At 53.4% G+C, this 15,446-nt stretch carries 13 protein-coding genes and 1 pseudogene; 7 read left to right on the forward strand and 7 right to left on the reverse strand.

Features of this window, described 5'->3' with window-relative positions; translation table 11 throughout:
- The first annotated feature begins 233 nt into the window (after positions 1–233).
- Both AC2FJF_RS23060 and AC2FJF_RS23065 read left to right on the forward strand, forming a co-directional pair.
- Positions 234–1,553 (forward strand): mechanosensitive ion channel family protein, encoded by a 1,320-nt coding sequence (locus AC2FJF_RS23060; RefSeq protein ID WP_496727360.1) that lies wholly within the window; start codon positions 234–236, stop codon positions 1,551–1,553.
- Positions 1,553–3,166 (forward strand): mechanosensitive ion channel family protein, encoded by a 1,614-nt coding sequence (locus AC2FJF_RS23065; RefSeq protein ID WP_496727361.1) that lies wholly within the window; start codon positions 1,553–1,555, stop codon positions 3,164–3,166. Before AC2FJF_RS23060 ends, AC2FJF_RS23065 begins: the two co-directional genes overlap by 1 nt.
- 105 nt (positions 3,167–3,271) lie before the next feature.
- Here AC2FJF_RS23065 and AC2FJF_RS23070 read toward each other — a convergent pair whose 3' ends face one another.
- Positions 3,272–5,218: a DUF3604 domain-containing protein gene (locus AC2FJF_RS23070; RefSeq protein WP_496727362.1), complete on the reverse strand. Its 1,947-nt coding sequence runs from the start codon at positions 5,216–5,218 to the stop codon at positions 3,272–3,274.
- 253 nt (positions 5,219–5,471) lie between these two features.
- On the opposite strand from AC2FJF_RS23070, the pseudogene AC2FJF_RS23075 reads away from it, so the two are divergent.
- Both AC2FJF_RS23075 and AC2FJF_RS23080 read left to right on the forward strand, forming a co-directional pair.
- Positions 5,472–6,908 (forward strand): annotated as a pseudogene (locus AC2FJF_RS23075) (arylsulfatase).
- A gap of 176 nt (positions 6,909–7,084) precedes the next feature.
- On the forward strand, positions 7,085–7,492 hold the full coding sequence (locus AC2FJF_RS23080) for a (R)-mandelonitrile lyase (RefSeq protein WP_496727363.1): 408 nt from the start codon (positions 7,085–7,087) through the stop codon (positions 7,490–7,492).
- A 173-nt stretch (positions 7,493–7,665) separates the two neighbouring features.
- Here AC2FJF_RS23080 and AC2FJF_RS23085 read toward each other — a convergent pair whose 3' ends face one another.
- The 3 genes from AC2FJF_RS23085 to AC2FJF_RS23095 form a co-directional block, all read right to left on the reverse strand.
- Positions 7,666–7,878, reverse strand: coding sequence for a hypothetical protein (locus tag AC2FJF_RS23085; RefSeq protein WP_496727364.1), 213 nt, complete (start codon positions 7,876–7,878; stop codon positions 7,666–7,668).
- 506 nt (positions 7,879–8,384) lie between these two features.
- On the reverse strand, positions 8,385–8,738 hold the full coding sequence (locus AC2FJF_RS23090) for a putative quinol monooxygenase (RefSeq protein WP_058284100.1): 354 nt from the start codon (positions 8,736–8,738) through the stop codon (positions 8,385–8,387).
- A 96-nt stretch (positions 8,739–8,834) separates the two neighbouring features.
- Positions 8,835–9,596 carry an IclR family transcriptional regulator gene (locus AC2FJF_RS23095; protein ID WP_496727365.1) on the reverse strand — a complete coding sequence of 254 codons (762 nt, stop codon included), beginning with the start codon at positions 9,594–9,596 and terminating at the stop codon, positions 8,835–8,837.
- A gap of 70 nt (positions 9,597–9,666) precedes the next feature.
- Here AC2FJF_RS23095 and AC2FJF_RS23100 point away from each other — a divergent pair, with 70 nt between their 5' ends.
- Genes AC2FJF_RS23100 through AC2FJF_RS23110 form a run of 3 tightly spaced genes read left to right on the forward strand, consistent with a single transcriptional unit; the run spans position 9,667 to position 11,852 of the window.
- Entirely contained in the window at positions 9,667–11,022 is a 1,356-nt protein-coding gene (locus AC2FJF_RS23100) for a selenium-binding family protein (protein ID WP_496727366.1), read from the forward strand.
- Positions 11,019–11,384 carry a 2Fe-2S iron-sulfur cluster-binding protein gene (locus AC2FJF_RS23105; protein WP_170377340.1) on the forward strand — a complete coding sequence of 122 codons (366 nt, stop codon included), beginning with the start codon at positions 11,019–11,021 and terminating at the stop codon, positions 11,382–11,384. The genes AC2FJF_RS23100 and AC2FJF_RS23105 overlap by 4 nt, the downstream gene beginning before the upstream one ends.
- 3 nt (positions 11,385–11,387) lie before the next feature.
- Positions 11,388–11,852: a CoA-binding protein gene (locus tag AC2FJF_RS23110; protein ID WP_496727367.1), complete on the forward strand. Its 465-nt coding sequence runs from the start codon at positions 11,388–11,390 to the stop codon at positions 11,850–11,852.
- Positions 11,853–12,212: 360 nt separating this feature from the next.
- On the opposite strand, the gene tcuB is transcribed toward AC2FJF_RS23110, so the two are convergent.
- Genes tcuB through AC2FJF_RS23125 form a run of 3 tightly spaced genes read right to left on the reverse strand, consistent with a single transcriptional unit; the run spans position 12,213 to position 15,368 of the window.
- Positions 12,213–13,292 carry a tricarballylate utilization 4Fe-4S protein TcuB gene (gene tcuB / locus AC2FJF_RS23115; RefSeq protein ID WP_496727368.1) on the reverse strand — a complete coding sequence of 360 codons (1,080 nt, stop codon included), beginning with the start codon at positions 13,290–13,292 and terminating at the stop codon, positions 12,213–12,215.
- The gene (tcuA, locus tag AC2FJF_RS23120) at positions 13,282–14,676 is read right to left on the reverse strand and encodes an FAD-dependent tricarballylate dehydrogenase TcuA (protein WP_496727369.1); all 1,395 of its coding nucleotides are present in this window, start codon (positions 14,674–14,676) and stop codon (positions 13,282–13,284) included. The genes tcuB and tcuA overlap by 11 nt, the downstream gene beginning before the upstream one ends.
- 11 nt (positions 14,677–14,687) lie before the next feature.
- Positions 14,688–15,368 (reverse strand): GntR family transcriptional regulator, encoded by a 681-nt coding sequence (locus AC2FJF_RS23125; protein WP_496727370.1) that lies wholly within the window; start codon positions 15,366–15,368, stop codon positions 14,688–14,690.
- Positions 15,369–15,446 lie beyond the last annotated feature (78 nt).

The following is a 15,446-nucleotide window of genomic DNA, read 5'->3' on the forward strand; positions in this document are numbered from 1 at the left end:
AATAGACAAAGCCTTAAATTCGACGTGCACAGCAAATCTATGACCCCTCCACGCAAACTTTAGTTTCGTTCGCAAAACCGTGGTTCCTCCATTTTGAGAGGTTCTCTATATCGACAGCGGCCCAAAGATCTGTGGTGTTCGTCACAGTGAAATATTCAAATATAAACATAAATCTGGATTTGTTGCGTCTGAGTGTGCTCTCTTCGACCGTTAAAGAAGTAGGGGACAGATAGATGAGACGAGCACTGAGAACGTTGACGATCTGGTCATTCATTTGGTTCACGGCATTAGCGAGCGCTTTTCCTGCCGGCGCGCAAGAGACTGAGGCGGACCAAGAGGCTGTGGAAGTCGAGAATGACAATCTTATAAATGCAGTCGTAGATGAGATGATTGTTGCCGACGATCTCGAGATCCTACTTGTTCCCTTAACCGCGGAAGAGCTTTCCCAGATCGCTGGTACTTGGCAGAGTTATGTGCGCTCGCGGCTCGAAGAAGTCGCGCAGGTAAACTTGCAACTTCGGTCGGCGAGCGGAACTCGGGAAGACAGCTTGCGATCTCAGTTGTCCTCCTTGAACGACACTGGATCAGACATTCTCAACAACTATCGCCTGGTGCTCGACGCATGGACCCTGAAAGGCGCAAAGGCGGAAGAACTAGAACCCCATACTGACTATATTCTCGCATTGAAAACAGGAGCCCTAAAAACAACCGATCTTCAAACACTTTTTCAGAACGCTTGGGCGTGGTTGTTCTCGTGGGATGGGGGCGTTGGCCTGCTGATGGCTGGTTTGGGCGTTTTATTGGCAGTTTGGGCCATGATGTTCATTGCTCGAATGGTGCGTCGGGTCACTGAACGGGGTCTGAATAAAATTCCAACTATCTCCAGAATGCTGAAACGCTTCATTGCCACCGCCGTGTACTGGGCCGTTTTCGTCCTTGGTATACTCGTCGTTTTAGCTTTGTTCGGAGTTAACGTTACACCGCTTTTTGCCGTGCTCGGCGGTTTGTCGTTCATCCTAGGTTTTGCATTGCAGGAAACGCTGGGAAACCTCGCAAGCGGTCTGATGATCATGGTTCTCAAGCCATTCGACACTGGCGACTATATCCAAGTAGGCGGCTCTTCTGGGTTTGTGGATGAGATGTCGGTGGTTTCAACCAAGATCAGAACATTCGACAACCAGATTATTATAGTTCCCAACAGCAAGATTTGGGGGGATGTCATTACCAACGTAAGCGCATCCGAAGAACGTCGGGTCGATCTGGTCTTTGGTATCGCCTATTCGGACAACGCTGCCCAAGCAATTGAAGTGCTCAAAGACTTAGTTGCGCGTCACCAGCTTTGTCTGAAGACACCAGAACCAGAAATTTTCGTGGGTGAGTTGGGAGACAACTCCGTCAACATCTTTTGCCGTCCATGGTCCAAGTCAGATGACTATTGGACCGTCTATTGGGACCTAACCGGTCAAGCAAAAGAGAGGTTTGATGAAGAAGGTATATCTATACCATTCCCGCAACGCGATGTGCACATAATCCCCGCAGAAGGAGCAAAATAATGAGGGCTCTTACACTTTGGTTACTGCCACTTCTATTCGTCTGCGGTGTCGCGTTTGCTCAGTCTGAAGAAATCCTCGCACCAACTGAAGAGAGAGATGATCCCGAGTTTATTGCGCCGGTAATAGTGGATGGTGAAGAATTGTTCTTGGTACGCGGGTCGAGTGCGTTGCCCGCAACCGAACGAGCGAGAAAGATTGAGGAGCGGATCGCTCAAGTCGCCGATGCATCCACGAAAGCTTCAGTTCAGCTTGAGATTTCGGACGCCGAATTTGGGAAAATGATACGCGTTGACGGGCAGATGGTTACGATAACCACCCAAGCTGATGCTGAGCACGAACAAATGGCTATTGAAGTTCTGGCTGGGCTTCAAGCTGAGGCGATTGAGCTTGCAATTCTTCAATACCGAGATGCTAGGTCCAATGAAGGCAGAGTAGATAGTGCGATGGCTGCATTTGCTTGGACGGCAGTCTTTGCCCTCGTTTCGTATGCGTTTTTTGCGAAGCGACGGAAGCTATTGGACTACATCAGAAACAACTTGGAAAAGAGAGCTGAAGGCGTCGAGGAAGCCACCAAATCAATCTTGAGAAGCCGGGCAATCGCGTCGATTATAGTCTATTCGATCCACATATTGATGTGGGTCCTGTTTCTGTTCTTTTTCTACTACTACCTTTCATTGGTGCTACTCTCCTTTGCTGAAACACAGGGCATAGCCCAGATCCTCTTGAAGTACGTCAGCGAGCCGCTCGTAACTGTCGTTTTGGCAATTGTTGGATACGTCCCGAACCTGATCATGCTCGCAATCATCGCAGCTGTGACACGGTTGGCAATTCGCGGCCTCGACTTGTTCTTTGAAAACCTTGAAAATGGTGCTTTCGAACTCAAAGACTTTGAAGATCATTGGATCGCTCCAACCAAGATGTTGTTCAGAGCTTTGGTCATCGTCATCGCGCTGGTGTTTGCCTACCCGTATATCCCTGGTTCCAATTCCCGAGCCTTTCAGGGCTTGACGATTTTGGCGGGTATCATGGTTTCGCTCGGTTCGAACACGGTTGTTTCAAACATGATGGCCGGCCTTTTTGTCATCTACAGGCGCAGTACCAACGTCGGTGATCGCATTCAGGTTGGCGACAAGATTGGGGATGTAACCGAGATCAAGTTAATGGAAACACTCATTAAATCGATAAAGAACGAGATGATAAGCATTCCAAATGCACAGCTGCTCAATTCCGAGGTCGTAAATTATTCGCGCAAAGTGGATGGCCGAGGGCTGTTGGTCCACACGACAGTAGGTATCGGATACGAGGAGCCACCAAAGAAGATAAAAGCGATGCTGATAGAGGCAGCTCATCGAACTCGAGGGTTAAGAAAGGCTCCTGAACCTTTTGTGCTTTGGACGCAGCTGGCTGATTATGCAATAAATTATGAGATCAACGCATACACTTCGCGCGGATCGAGCCTGCCCAAGATTTTGTCCGATTTGCGCGAAAACATTGTCGATGTGTTTAATGAAAACGGAACACAGATCATGACACCGTCTTACATTGCAGACCCGCTGGAACCCAAAGTTTCGACAGAAGAATGGGACGGCAAGCTTGCTCATCACGTTGAATAAACCGCATTCAGCCCTAAGCGGACGTTCGCATGAACGCATTAGCCTACTGTTGCTGCGACAGGAACTGCCGGGCTTTTACCGCAACAACGTCGGATTAGGTATTTTTCAGTTCTCGGGCGTATACCAAATTGGCGAAGTGTACGCGCGTTCCTGCGTTGACGTGGGAACCTCCGCGGGAAGTTCGTCTCCGAACCGAACAGCATCGTAAATTGTCCACCTCGGTGTGGGAATTTCCAAGACTCGGGCATAGAAGAAAGCCCGTACTGAAGGATCGAACTCAGGGTCTGTCCAAACAGTGATCAGCTCTGGAGACCCTATGGAATTGGTAAACGTGCCCGTTGCAACATCCACGGTGTTCCCCACCGCTGGCAGGTTGCCGTCCGCATCGGGTTCTCGGTCTCCCGACCAAGCCACGTCATAGACCCGCTCTACAGTTTCGCCGCTGGAATTTAGCCAACCTTTCACAATCTGAACACGGTCGAGATTGCCGGAGAACGGATCTTTCAGCGCAGCAACCAAGAAGGTTGGGGCGTCCGCGCCTTCTGTCGCGTCTGCGAGGTCCCCACCCATCGGAACGCCTTTTTCATATCCTATTTCTGCGGGCAAACGAGACCTTGCATCAGCTTCCGTAAAGTCCCAACCACCAAAGAAACGGACCGCGATGCGACTACCGGTTGTCCCGTAAACCTCTTTCCGTTCCATGGCGTCGAATATGGCTTCGCGTGTGTTGTCTTCAGCCCAAACTGCTGCGTAGCCAGAGGCCGCCATTTCCCACCCGAGAATCCTCAAGGCATCGAACTCGCCAACGACATGTTGCCAACGGCCGGGTTCTGGTTCGACGCCAGAGTGTTTGCCAAAGAAATTGTCTTCTTCCGCTGTTGCCAAAGCCGTATGGCTGTCGGTAGAGCCCACCACGCCAAATTTATACGGATTAGTACCCAGCTGAGCCTCTAGTTTAAGACCGTTCTTCAAGGCCTCACGGGCATACTCGTATTGGAGCATCCAGTCTTCCTTGGGCGTTGGGCCGAGGTTGGATTTATCCCAAGTTTCATAGTCTGCGAATTCATCGTTTGGGCTTAAAAACGGGTGCGTTTCTCCGTCACCTTTGATTTGGGTGATCTCATACATCGGCTCCCACTTGGCACGCCGCTCTGCGTAATCCGCCGTCAACGGTTCACCCGTTTCAGGGTTTGTCTCAACCGGAAACATCAGGCCGTTGGAAACGTTGCCGTTGTGGGCAAGGGCCAGTACACGACCGCCAGTCTCTTGCTCATATGTTTCCATCCAGTCCCATAGCCGTTCTGGATTGAAGGTTTCCGCGGTTGTGAAGGGCAGCATTTGCCGAGCGCGAATGGCATCATCCCGGTAGATCACGTTACGATGGAGGTTGTTTCCAGCTTCGGTGGACGTCCACTCGTATCCGATGAACGCAGTGAATGTGCCGGGCGCGTTGTGATGATCCGCAGTTTGCGTGAACTCGTCCCACACGGATTGTACAAACCTGCGATCTGAAACAGCCTCGGGAAGTGCCTCGCCGGTGATGCCAGCAAAGGTTTCAATGACTTCCATAGTCGCTCCAAGTGCAACGTCTCCGCCCGCATTAAGCCGTTCGCTCCAGTCTCTGAGCGTTGCATCGCGCATCAGCGTAGAGTTTCCCGCGATGATTTCATTCATTGCACCCATGGCATCAGAATGATCGGATACAACAAGCCAGTCGAGCGGACGCGATAACTTCACACGGAGGCCATGCGATGTGGTGACTTCCTCACCACGTGCAAACCTATAGGCATCGTCGGGGTTCAGAATGACGCCAAATCCGCGCGCATCGAGCGAATTTGACGTGTGCAGGTGAGTGTCACCCCACAGAGGTCGTGTAGGAAAGTCTCGACCTGCATAAGGTGAGAAATCAGCAGGCGCGGGTTCGCGCATATCATCAACCGATATGGTCATCTCTCCGACTTGCCCGCCTTGTGCGGCCTCTTGAGCATTTGAAGAACTTGATATGAATGCTGCAGAAACTATTGCTGTCGATGTCGTCAGAAAAAACTTCATTTGAACCTCCCAGCCGCGCTGAATGCCAGCCTATGCCAACATCTGATCTGACTGTTCGTCAAGGAAAACAACGGTTTTTCTTAGATGAGCTCAGAAGATCTCAGGAGAGGCTCGACTAGCCCGGGGCCGCAGCTTCACCCTTACCTCTGGCGCTCAGCCACGGTGAAAAAGCACCGCAATGAGACGACGTTATTGACGACTGGTGACTTGGTTCGTCAGTCTTGAGCTCGTGATCTTGATTGGAGGCGATATCATGAAGTGGTTATTGCGAACATTCCTACTGTCCTTATCTCTTCTATTTTCCTCAGCTGCTTCAGCACAGGACAAACCCAACATCGTATTCATATTTCTTGATAATTTTGGCTGGGGTGAACCCGGATTCAACGGTGGGGGCATTATCCGCGGTACAGCGACTCCCGAGATGGACGCCCTGGCAGCGGAAGGATTACGACTCACGAACTTCAACGTGGAAAGCCAGTGCACGCCGTCCCGTGCAGCGACCATGACAGGACGGTACGGCGTTCGCAGTGGCAACCATACAGTCCCTCTTGGAGGTGGCGTCTACGGTCTGACTCAGTGGGAAATCACGATGGCCGAGATGCTGAAGGAGGTAGGATACAACACGACCATGTACGGCAAGTGGCATCTTGGATGAACCGAAGGGCGCTATCCAACGAATCAAGGATTCGACGAGTTTTACGGCGTTGAGACCACTGACGTTACAGTCTGGCGCACGCTTCCGGGTTTTGCCGATGCCAACATGGAAGAGCCTGTAGTGATGCAGGGTGTTGCAGGCGAGCCAGCAACCATCGCTCAAGACTACGATCTGGACTATCGCGGCGAAATAGATGGCGACCTGACGAAAAAGGCCATCGAGTTTATCGAAGCGAAGAGTGCCGAAGACGCGCCGTTTTTCATCTATCTTGCTTATACTCAGACCCACTATCCAAACATCGCGTCCGAGGAGTTCGAAGGCGCCACTGGAAACGGCGTCTGGGCCGACATTCTGCTTCAAACAGATAGCTATATCGGACGTATTGTTGATGCGATTGAGGCGGCAGGCGTTTCCGACGACACCGTGGTGATATTTACTGCTGACAACGGCCCCGAAGCTCTTCCGGTTGGGAACGCCAACGTCTCGCCAGTTCCTGCGGTACATGGTACGGCCGGGCCTTGGCGCGGTACTCTGTTCACCAGCCTCGAAGGAAGCATGCGTGTACCCTTTGCAATCAAGTGGCCGGGGAAGATCCCTGCCGGTTCTGAAAGCAACGATGTTGTCCACTCAATGGATCTCTATCCGACACTTGCGACTTTCGCAGGAGGCAAGGTGCCTGATGACAGGGCTTTTGATGGTGTCGACCAGTCAAAGTTCTTTCTTGGTGACCAACCAAACTCAAACCGAGAAGGCGTGATCGTCTACATGGGTAAGCAGATATTCGGCGTAAAATGGAAGGATTGGAAAGTTCTTTTCAAAGAGAATACGACGGCTTTTGGTGCAACGGAGTCTTACGACACACCAAGGATCTACAACCTTTTGAATGACCCACACGAGCGTGAAAGCGTACTCTTCCCGCACACATGGGCGGCCGAAAAGGCGCTGCCGCAGTTGCAGGAGCACATTGCAACCTTCGAGGAATACCCGCCAATCCCACCAGGAACGCCTGATCCGTACGAACCAACCAAAAACTGAACGGCGGCTTTGTCCGCAACTCGGCCGTAGGTCCTGTTCAAACCGATGGCCGGTTCCAGTCGCATTCTGGGCATTCGACAATGGCGCTCTGATGGCCGCGTCGACCCGGCGCGCCTCTGGGTTTGAAATCGGAACTCTGCTAAGTCGCTGAGAGAAGCGCATCGAAGGAGCACATCATGGAGATTCACCGCGCCGGGGACCGGCCCTCTCAATTTCCCGGCAATGAGTATTTCACCGGTACGGTTCGCTTTGATCCCGTTGTGACAGGGAATGATCCCTCGCCGGTCAAGATTCTTACGGTGACTTTTGAACCCGGCGCACGGACAGCTTGGCACACGCACCCTGCCGGTCAAACGCTGCATGTTTTGTCGGGCTTGGGCCTGGCTGGGTCTGAGGGGCAGCCAGTGCAGGTGTTGCGCCCTGGCGATACGGTGTGGTTCGCGCCAGGAGAGCGACATTGGCACGGCGCGTCGCCAGACTGTGCGATGACCCATCTGGCTGTGCAGACGTCTGTCGAGGGCAAGACTGCGGATTGGATGGAGCATGTCTCGGACGAGGATTACAGCACAGCCCGCGCAGAATGAAGCGTTTGAGCCCTACCGAGCAAGTCGCAGCATAGTAACCCTTTCTACGCCCATTCAAAAAGGGGTTAACGAATTTTTTCATCTCGTGACAGGCGCGGCCCTCGTTTCGTCCCTGAGGGGTCCGCACAGCGCGTTTTCACTCTTCTGGATTTCTGGCCCCCTCAGCCACCCATTTACCCTGCAAAATCCCCTCGCTGCAGAACGTCTCTCGCCCGTGCCATTTTCTGCGCGTTGGCCACAACCTCATGCGCTCCGTCGCGCACCGCCTCATCGAACAGAGAAGGCTCCTCGTACCCACATGCATTGCAGGCAGCCTTCTCACCCGTAACCACCGCATCCAGCGATCCGCATTCCGGGCATCGTGCCTGGACGTCATCGTTGAACATATCGCGACCTCTCCTTCCTTTACCTATTGCCAGAACCGGGTCCCCCCGCCATCATCGCTGATTGGCGCATCCGCTTGAACTCGTCTGGGGTGACAGTTCCGCTGCTGACATCGATACCTTTTGGGATCCGCGCTCTCTTGTGTCCGATCGCGCGAACGCTGCCTCTTGTGATCTCCAGACAGGTCGACCCGTAGCATGTCAGCCCGCTTGTGTTGATTTGGATGGCAGTCTGACCGTTCGCGTCAGTGACCAATGGAGCCTGTGTAGGTGGGCTGCACGCTGAAACCAGCAACGCAAACCCAAAATAGATCCATCCGTTCATACGAAATTCCCTTTTTCTCTAAAATAGGCTGGCAGCTGTTCAGTCAAATCTGTCGGGTATCAGCTTCGAGCGCATCGAAGACGCTCTTGAAATATCATCGCATGATCGCATCGAGTCCAAAGCGGACCAGCACCGAAACCCGTAATGTTCTCGCACGGACGAAAATCTCAAACGTCGGTCAATTTTACCATAGTAGCAGGCTTGCTTTTTGCGCCTCGAAACCTTTTGGCGTCGGAAAAAGCGAGCGCATCCTGGCAACAAGTTCGATCTCACCATCCAGCATCTTTCGGACAGTGTTCAACCAGTTATTGAAGGTTTCAGATTCCCAATGATCTTGGACCGCGGCTTCGTTTCTGAACACTTCGTAGAAATAGAAACGATTTGGGTTTGTCTCATCCACCATAATATGAAACTGGAAAACATCGGGTTCTTCACTGACAACATTTTGCGCTTGGAAGATGCTGGCGTCCAAAAATGGCTGCCGATACTCAGGTTTTACGTTGATCACGAAGAACCCACCAAACATTGCATCGTCCATATTTGTCTCCCTCATTGACCTAAAAGCGGCGAAGGTCGCAAAACACACCTGTCCTGCTGGATAGCGTTAACCTACAGCACTGCGATACCCACGAACCTAAGCGGGTATCCTTTCTTTATCTGCTTCACCCCATCCTAGCGCGCGTGCAAGTTCGTGTGACATTGTGGTAAGTGTATGGCCAATCTTTTCTCGCTTCGAAGGTGTAAACACCCGAAGAGACGCCGTAGCGCCGATTGAAAGCGTCGCACCAACACCTGTCTTGGTCAGCGTTGTTGCGACAGAACTGATCCCGTGCTCGAGCTCTTCAACACATACGGCATACCCTTTGGCTCGAATGACATCGAGTTCCGCGGCCAGATCCTTAGGGTCTGTAATCGTCCGATCTGTGTACCGCTTAAGCTGCCCATCCAATCGGTCTTGAGACAGCAGCTCAGGCGACACGGCGGCGATTGCCTTGGCGCAAGAGCAAGCGTGCATTGGTCGTTTGCCCATACCTGGATGAAGAAAAGACACGCCCGTCTGCGGTGTCTCCACATGAATAATCTCAACCCAATGGCCCCGTAGCCGAGACAAGAAAAACGCAGCGCCATAGTCATTAGCGGCGCCAGAGAGGACAGGCGCAATCACCTGCAAAAGAGCGGGATCAGAGTGATCGCTCAACGTGATACGCTTTAGCCTAATCCCAATCGCGAACTCACCGCGGGTTGGTGATTCAAGTAGGCCGGACAAAACAAGGTCTTGAACCAGCCTGTAGGCCGTCGGTTTAGGTATATCGGACTGGGCACAGATATCCGCTACGGACGCACGTCCTTTTTGACCCACGATTTCCAAAATCAGCGCTAATCGTTCGAGATGCATTTTTCTCACTTTATGATAACTAAGTTTTCGATATACGATACAATTTAGGGAATCAAGGGAGGAGCATACGATGGATGGACAATGCTGTGGACCGGGCTTCAAGAGTCCGCAAGAAGCCATCAAAGCCCCCCGAGAAAAGCTACTCTACACGATCGCCATCTACACCGGGACAGGGATTCAGAAACCTGATTACCTTGCTACAGTGGATGTCGACCCTGACAGCTCGACCTATTCTCAGGTAATCCATAGGCTGGAAATGCCGGGGATTGGGGACGAGCTTCACCACATGGGGTGGAACGCCTGTTCGTCCTGTCACGACGACGGCTCGATGTCCCGCAAATACCTGATCCTGCCGGGCGTACGCTCTAACAACCTTCATATCGTTGATACAGCCACTGACCCGCGTGCGCCGCGGTTGCATAAGGTCATCGACGGGGCCGAAATCAAGGCCAAGACAGATTTATCGGGCCCGCATACGGTGCATTGTTTGGGCTCGGAAATCATCATTTCCTTCCTTGGAAATGCCAAGGGTGAAGCTCCTGGAGGCTATCTGCATCTCGATAAAGAGTTCAACATCGTCGGTCGCTGGGAAACCTCGATGGGCGAGATCAAATTCGGCTATGACTTCTGGTACCAACCACGCCACAACGTGATGGTCAGTTCCGAATGGGCTGCGCCCAATACCTTCATGCCGGGCTTCGATCTGGAAGAAGTGGGCCATCTGAAATATGGGCGCGAGCTGCATTTTTGGGATTTCGAAAAGCGCGAACCGGTCGAAAGCTTCTATCTGGGTGAAGACGGGCTGTTGCCACTGGAAGTCAAGTTCCACCATGACCCCGACAGCACGCATGGGTTCTGTGGCGCAGCTCTTTCGACCAATGTGATCCATTGGTGGCAAGACGATGCAAAAAAGTGGCAGTGGGAAAAGATCATCGACGTGGGAAACGAGATGCACCCCGAATGGCCGATCCCGTTGCCGGGGGTTATGTCGGCGATCCTGATTTCGATGGACGACAAATACTTGTACCTGAACAATTGGCTGCATGGAGATATGCGCCAGTATGACATCACCGACCCGCATAATCCCAAGCTGACCGGCCAAGTGTTTATGGGGGGCCTTTTGGGTAAAGCTCCGATCGTTAACGGGGTCGAGGTCGCGGGTGGTCCGCAAATGTTCCAACTCTCTCTCGACGGGCGAAGGCTTTATGTCACGACCTCGCTGTTCTCGACTTGGGATAACCAGTTCTATCCCGAGATCCGCGAAAAGGGCGGGGTTATGGTGATGATCGATTGCGACCCTGAAAACGGTGGTATGAAGATCAACGAGGATTTCATTGTGGACTTTGGCAAAGAACCGAATGGTCCATCGCGCTGTCACGAGAGCCGGTATCCGGGCGGTGATTGCACAAGCGACATCTGGCTATGACTATGTATACCGTGACGATCGCGAACAGAGATGGCGCGCAATACTGTGTGGATGCGCGGCGTCCACTTCTTGAAACGCTGAGAGAACAGGGCGTCGACTTGCCTTTTGGGTGCAAGTATGGCGGCTGCATTACCTGCGCGGCAAAACTAAAGACTGGCGCGATCGATCAACGCCGACAGGTTGCGCTGAATAATCGGCAAATCGCGAACGGCTATGTGATCCTTTGCGTGGCACGTCCGACATCCGACATCACGCTTGAGATCGGGGTCGAGAGCCATGACAAGCTGTACCGCAATCCGTTTCTCGACCCTCTCAAACCCCACGAACTCAAGGCTGACATTGCGACGCCGAAGGAAGGTTAACCGATGCCCGAAGCAGATATCGACCACATCTACGACTACGACCCCAAATACCTCGCCGACATCCTGCAGTCGGTTAAAACCATTGCAATGGTGGGGGCTAGCGCGGACAAAACGAAATTCAGCTATGGCGTTCTGCGACAGCTGAGTGAAATCGGCTATGATATTCTACCGGTGAATCCTAACCCGAATGTTTCGGAAATTAGAGGGCTCAAAGTCTACCACTCACTGGAAGAGATCGACAAACATGTTGATATGGTAGACGTTTTCCGCCCGAAGGAAGAATTATATGCCTTTGCCGAGAAGGCTATCGCAATCGGGGCAAAAGTTCTTTGGGGTCAAATCGGTGTGTACGACGACAAAGCAGCGCAACTCGCCGAAGCGGCGGGCCTTAAAGTCGTGATGAACCGATGCCCCAAGATTGAACTCTTCCGCCCATTTTGGAAGCCGCGCTTGGACCTAAAGATATGATGGAAATTCGATTGGTAGCGGCCTCCTCAGCATCCAATGAGGGTGCCAATTGAGATATTGTGCTTACGGAAGAGAAGACAAGTAATCCTGTCACTCTACACAACCGCCTAGTCAAAAACCAAAAATGTCCGATTTGTTTGGAGAACTAAAGGCCGCTTTGTCCGCAGAGTGGTCATTCGTCGCAACTCTCTCCAATATCTGCTTCGCGGACAAAGCTGCCTTTCGTGTCGATGTTGTCAATCACAGCAAACAGACCCATTCCAGACGTTGACCGCAACCCGGGGTGCTGGAACGAAGACTGCAAGGGCGTCAAAATGCGCTTGAATTGCGACTTTTTAATCCCTTGGCGGTGGATGTTTGCTAGCAACCAAAGGACAATTCTCTCTTACGCTGCGCGTCTCTGATCAAAGCTGCAAGTCGATAGAAGCCATGAGCCATCTTGGTGTATGGTACGAGCAGGAAGAACGTCAGAACCGAGCCAAGGTGGATGGCAAGCAGCGCGGGCATCAGAGCAGTTGAACCGAGGACGTAAAGGACCAGCCCGCTCAGCCCGACAAAGCCGAGCAATTGGACGAAGCCGATTTCGCCGCCCCATGCAGACGGGTCGCCAAGCTCGCGATCCGACTTTTGCTTGAGCAGAACCATGGCTGCACAACCTAATGTCAGCAAAACACCACCGGAAACGCCGAAGAGTTTTGGCAGAGACCAGAACCCGTAGGGCGCGTGCAACCCGAACCCGTAGTGCATAACCGTCGCCACCGAGGTCGACGCAAAGCACAGCAGGAAGCCGTACATGATGGCGTGGTGAATGTGGCGTCGGGCCTGACTGAAGCGGTCTTCGTCCTCGAAATTGCAACCCTCGCCGTGGCCTGCGGCCAAGTCTTGCATATTGCCAGCGCGTTTGAACGCAGCTGTCAGATCAGACATTTGGATGGGTTTGCCACCGACCTCCGCCCAATAGCGCCTCAGGCTGATAGCCAAGCTAAAGAGTGGCAACAAGAATGCCGGCGCAAAGATTGCAACCATCACATTGTGGGACAGGACTGCATAGAACCCCTCTCCTCCGCTGGAACCGATAACGCGAATTGCCCCGAACAGCAGGGCAAAACCGATGACCAGGGCCAGCGCGATCGCGCCACCATGCGTATGGAACCGCCGCGCCAAAGGCTGCGGCCAAGCAAAGCTCTCCCAACTGTCCCGCCGCACTTCAGCCAGAACTTTCGGCAGGTTTAGGTCAAACTCGTGCGGTGCCGTATACTGACAAGCGTAGTAACACCCTCTGCAGTTGTGGCACAGGTTGGCCAGTTGCGTGATGTCTCCATCCGAGAACGCGCGTTCCGCGTGCAGCGACGGGAAGACCGAACAATAGCCCTCGCAATAGCGGCAAGCGTTACAAATCTCGGCCTGACGGCGGGCTTCTTGGATAAGTTCAGTTTGCATAAGCAGCGGCCTCACGTCCTGCGATGCGTCCAAAAACGGTTCCGATGGTCATACCGAAACCGGCCAGATACCCCTGCCCCAGGATCGACCCGGCCATGGTCTCGCCGGCGGCCCAAAGGTTTTTGATCTTTCCGTTGGCGGTCGAACATTGCGCTGTGTCGTCGACCTTCAGGCCCAGATAGGTGAAGGTCACACCCGTGCGCAGCGAGTAGCCATAAAACGGAGGCTCGGTGATCGGACGCGCCCAGTTCGTCTTGGGCGGCGTCAGACCCGAGGTCGTGACCCCGTCCAACTCAGTTGGATGAAATCCACTGGTATCGCCGCATGCATCGTTGAATTCAGCAACGGTCGCCTTTAGCTTGTCGGCGGGCAGATCCATCATTCCAGCCAGTTCTTCCAGGGTGTCCGCCTTCAGCGGTGGAAAGACCGAGGGCATAAACAGGTTCAGTGACTTGGCATCGATGATCACGTAGCCAACTTGACTCGGCTGCGCCGCCACCAAACGTCCCCAGATCGCATAGCGCTTGGGCCAAACGTCTTCGCCCTCGTCATAAAACCGCTCGGCATCCTTGTTCACGACGATTGAAAACGGCACGCAGTCCAGTCGGGTAACGATGCCGCCGTCGAACTTCGGCGCGCGCCCGTCAATGGCGACGGCGTGGCACTGGGTCGGATCGCCGACGCTGTCCACACCTTGCTCCAGCAGATCGGACAGAACCACGCCACGGTTATAGGGTGTGCCCCGGATCAGGAAATTCTTGGCAGGCTCACCCCATGCACGGGTCAGCCAATCGGTATCAGCCTGAAATCCACCTGAGGCAACGATGACAGCTTTGGGCGTGATGCGATGTGATTGGCCTTCATAGGTGTAATCGACCCACTCGATCCGATCATCGTTCAACTCCAGATGCGTGACAGCAGCTTCGTACAGAACATCGACACCCAGACCCGCCGCAGTTCGGTAATAGGCGTTCACCAGAGACTTCCCGCCCCCCATGAAGAAGGCGTTGGTCCGCGCCAGTGACAGTGTCCCGGACAGGGATGGTTGGAACCTGACGCCGTGTTCTTCCATCCACGGAAGGCATTCCTCGGAGGTTCGGATCGCGAGGCGAGCAAGATGTTCGTCGGTTTTGCCGCCAGTGACCTTGAGCAGATCTTCAAGATACTCATCTTCACTGTATTCTTCGATCAGCGGGCCCAGAGGAGCGCTATGCATACAACGAAAATTGCGTGTATGGCGCGAGTTTCCACCACGATAGGGTTTTGGCGCTGTCTCGAGAATCAGAACACGGGCGCCTGCCTCGGCAGCAGTCATCGCGGCGCAGAGGGCAGCATTCCCACCGCCGATCACAGCGATATCATAAGCTTCCTTTTGGGTGGCCATATCCTGTCTACCTATTGATTTTTGTCGGTTGTCCGGTCGCGTTCTTGCAACGCCCGAATACGCATCCGTTGTGCAGCCTGAATATGCGCGCGCATTTCTGTTTCAGCCGCTGCGCCATCACGGGCCTTCAAGGCCGCCATGACGCGCTTATGCTCTGCCACTGCTGTCTCGGCCCGATCACCGTCCAGCAATTGCGATGGCCCAAGGATCAATAGCGCTTTTTGCAAAGACAACATAGACTTGGCAAGAAACCGGTTCTTTGCTGCGTCCAAAAGTGTGGCGTGGAAAATCCGGTTTATCCGAGCCGCTTCCGAGCCTGTGCCAGCCTCAGCCAAGCGATCATTCAAAACGCCCAGCTCGTCCAACTCGACATCCGACGCTGCACGTGCCGCTAGTCGTGCCGCCGTTCCCTCGAGCACCGCGCGCATCTCATAGAGCTCCATTACTTCGGCATAATCGAGACTGCGTACAGTTGCGCCCTGCCGTGGCACATGAGTTACTAGCCCGTCGGACTCCAACTGCCGGATAGCTTCGCGCACAGGGGTGCGACTGACGCCCAATCGTTCTGACAACTCAATCTCGCGTAGGCGTTCGCCAGGCTGAAGTGTGCCATCCCGAATCTCATCCAGCAGGTGTTGATACGCTGAATTGCCTTGTGGGCCAGGCTGATAGGGGTCGTCTTGAATGGTCATCGAGCGCTCACTTGTCTTCTTGCGTCCAGCTGTATACATTTGGATACGTTGTGAGTCAATATTATCGAAGGCCGCGCC

It is taken from the genome of Ruegeria sp. CDSB013, from assembly GCF_059611165.1.

What these genes read in the sequence shown, in the direction of transcription:
- AC2FJF_RS23100 (WP_496727366.1), top strand. Translation starts at nt 9,667, where the DNA reads ATGGATGGACAATGCTGTGGACCGGGCTTCAAGAGTCCGCAAGAAGCC.
- AC2FJF_RS23085 (WP_496727364.1), bottom strand. Translation starts at nt 7,878, where the DNA reads ATGTTCAACGATGACGTCCAGGCACGATGCCCGGAATGCGGATCGCTG.
- AC2FJF_RS23070 (WP_496727362.1), bottom strand. Translation starts at nt 5,218, where the DNA reads ATGAAGTTTTTTCTGACGACATCGACAGCAATAGTTTCTGCAGCATTC.
- AC2FJF_RS23080 (WP_496727363.1), top strand. Translation starts at nt 7,085, where the DNA reads ATGGAGATTCACCGCGCCGGGGACCGGCCCTCTCAATTTCCCGGCAAT.
- AC2FJF_RS23065 (WP_496727361.1), top strand. Translation starts at nt 1,553, where the DNA reads ATGAGGGCTCTTACACTTTGGTTACTGCCACTTCTATTCGTCTGCGGT.
- AC2FJF_RS23090 (WP_058284100.1), bottom strand. Translation starts at nt 8,738, where the DNA reads ATGGACGATGCAATGTTTGGTGGGTTCTTCGTGATCAACGTAAAACCT.
- AC2FJF_RS23105 (WP_170377340.1), top strand. Translation starts at nt 11,019, where the DNA reads ATGACTATGTATACCGTGACGATCGCGAACAGAGATGGCGCGCAATAC.
- AC2FJF_RS23110 (WP_496727367.1), top strand. Translation starts at nt 11,388, where the DNA reads ATGCCCGAAGCAGATATCGACCACATCTACGACTACGACCCCAAATAC.
- tcuB (WP_496727368.1), bottom strand. Translation starts at nt 13,292, where the DNA reads ATGCAAACTGAACTTATCCAAGAAGCCCGCCGTCAGGCCGAGATTTGT.
- AC2FJF_RS23095 (WP_496727365.1), bottom strand. Translation starts at nt 9,596, where the DNA reads ATGCATCTCGAACGATTAGCGCTGATTTTGGAAATCGTGGGTCAAAAA.
- AC2FJF_RS23125 (WP_496727370.1), bottom strand. Translation starts at nt 15,368, where the DNA reads ATGACCATTCAAGACGACCCCTATCAGCCTGGCCCACAAGGCAATTCA.
- AC2FJF_RS23060 (WP_496727360.1), top strand. Translation starts at nt 234, where the DNA reads ATGAGACGAGCACTGAGAACGTTGACGATCTGGTCATTCATTTGGTTC.
- tcuA (WP_496727369.1), bottom strand. Translation starts at nt 14,676, where the DNA reads ATGGCCACCCAAAAGGAAGCTTATGATATCGCTGTGATCGGCGGTGGG.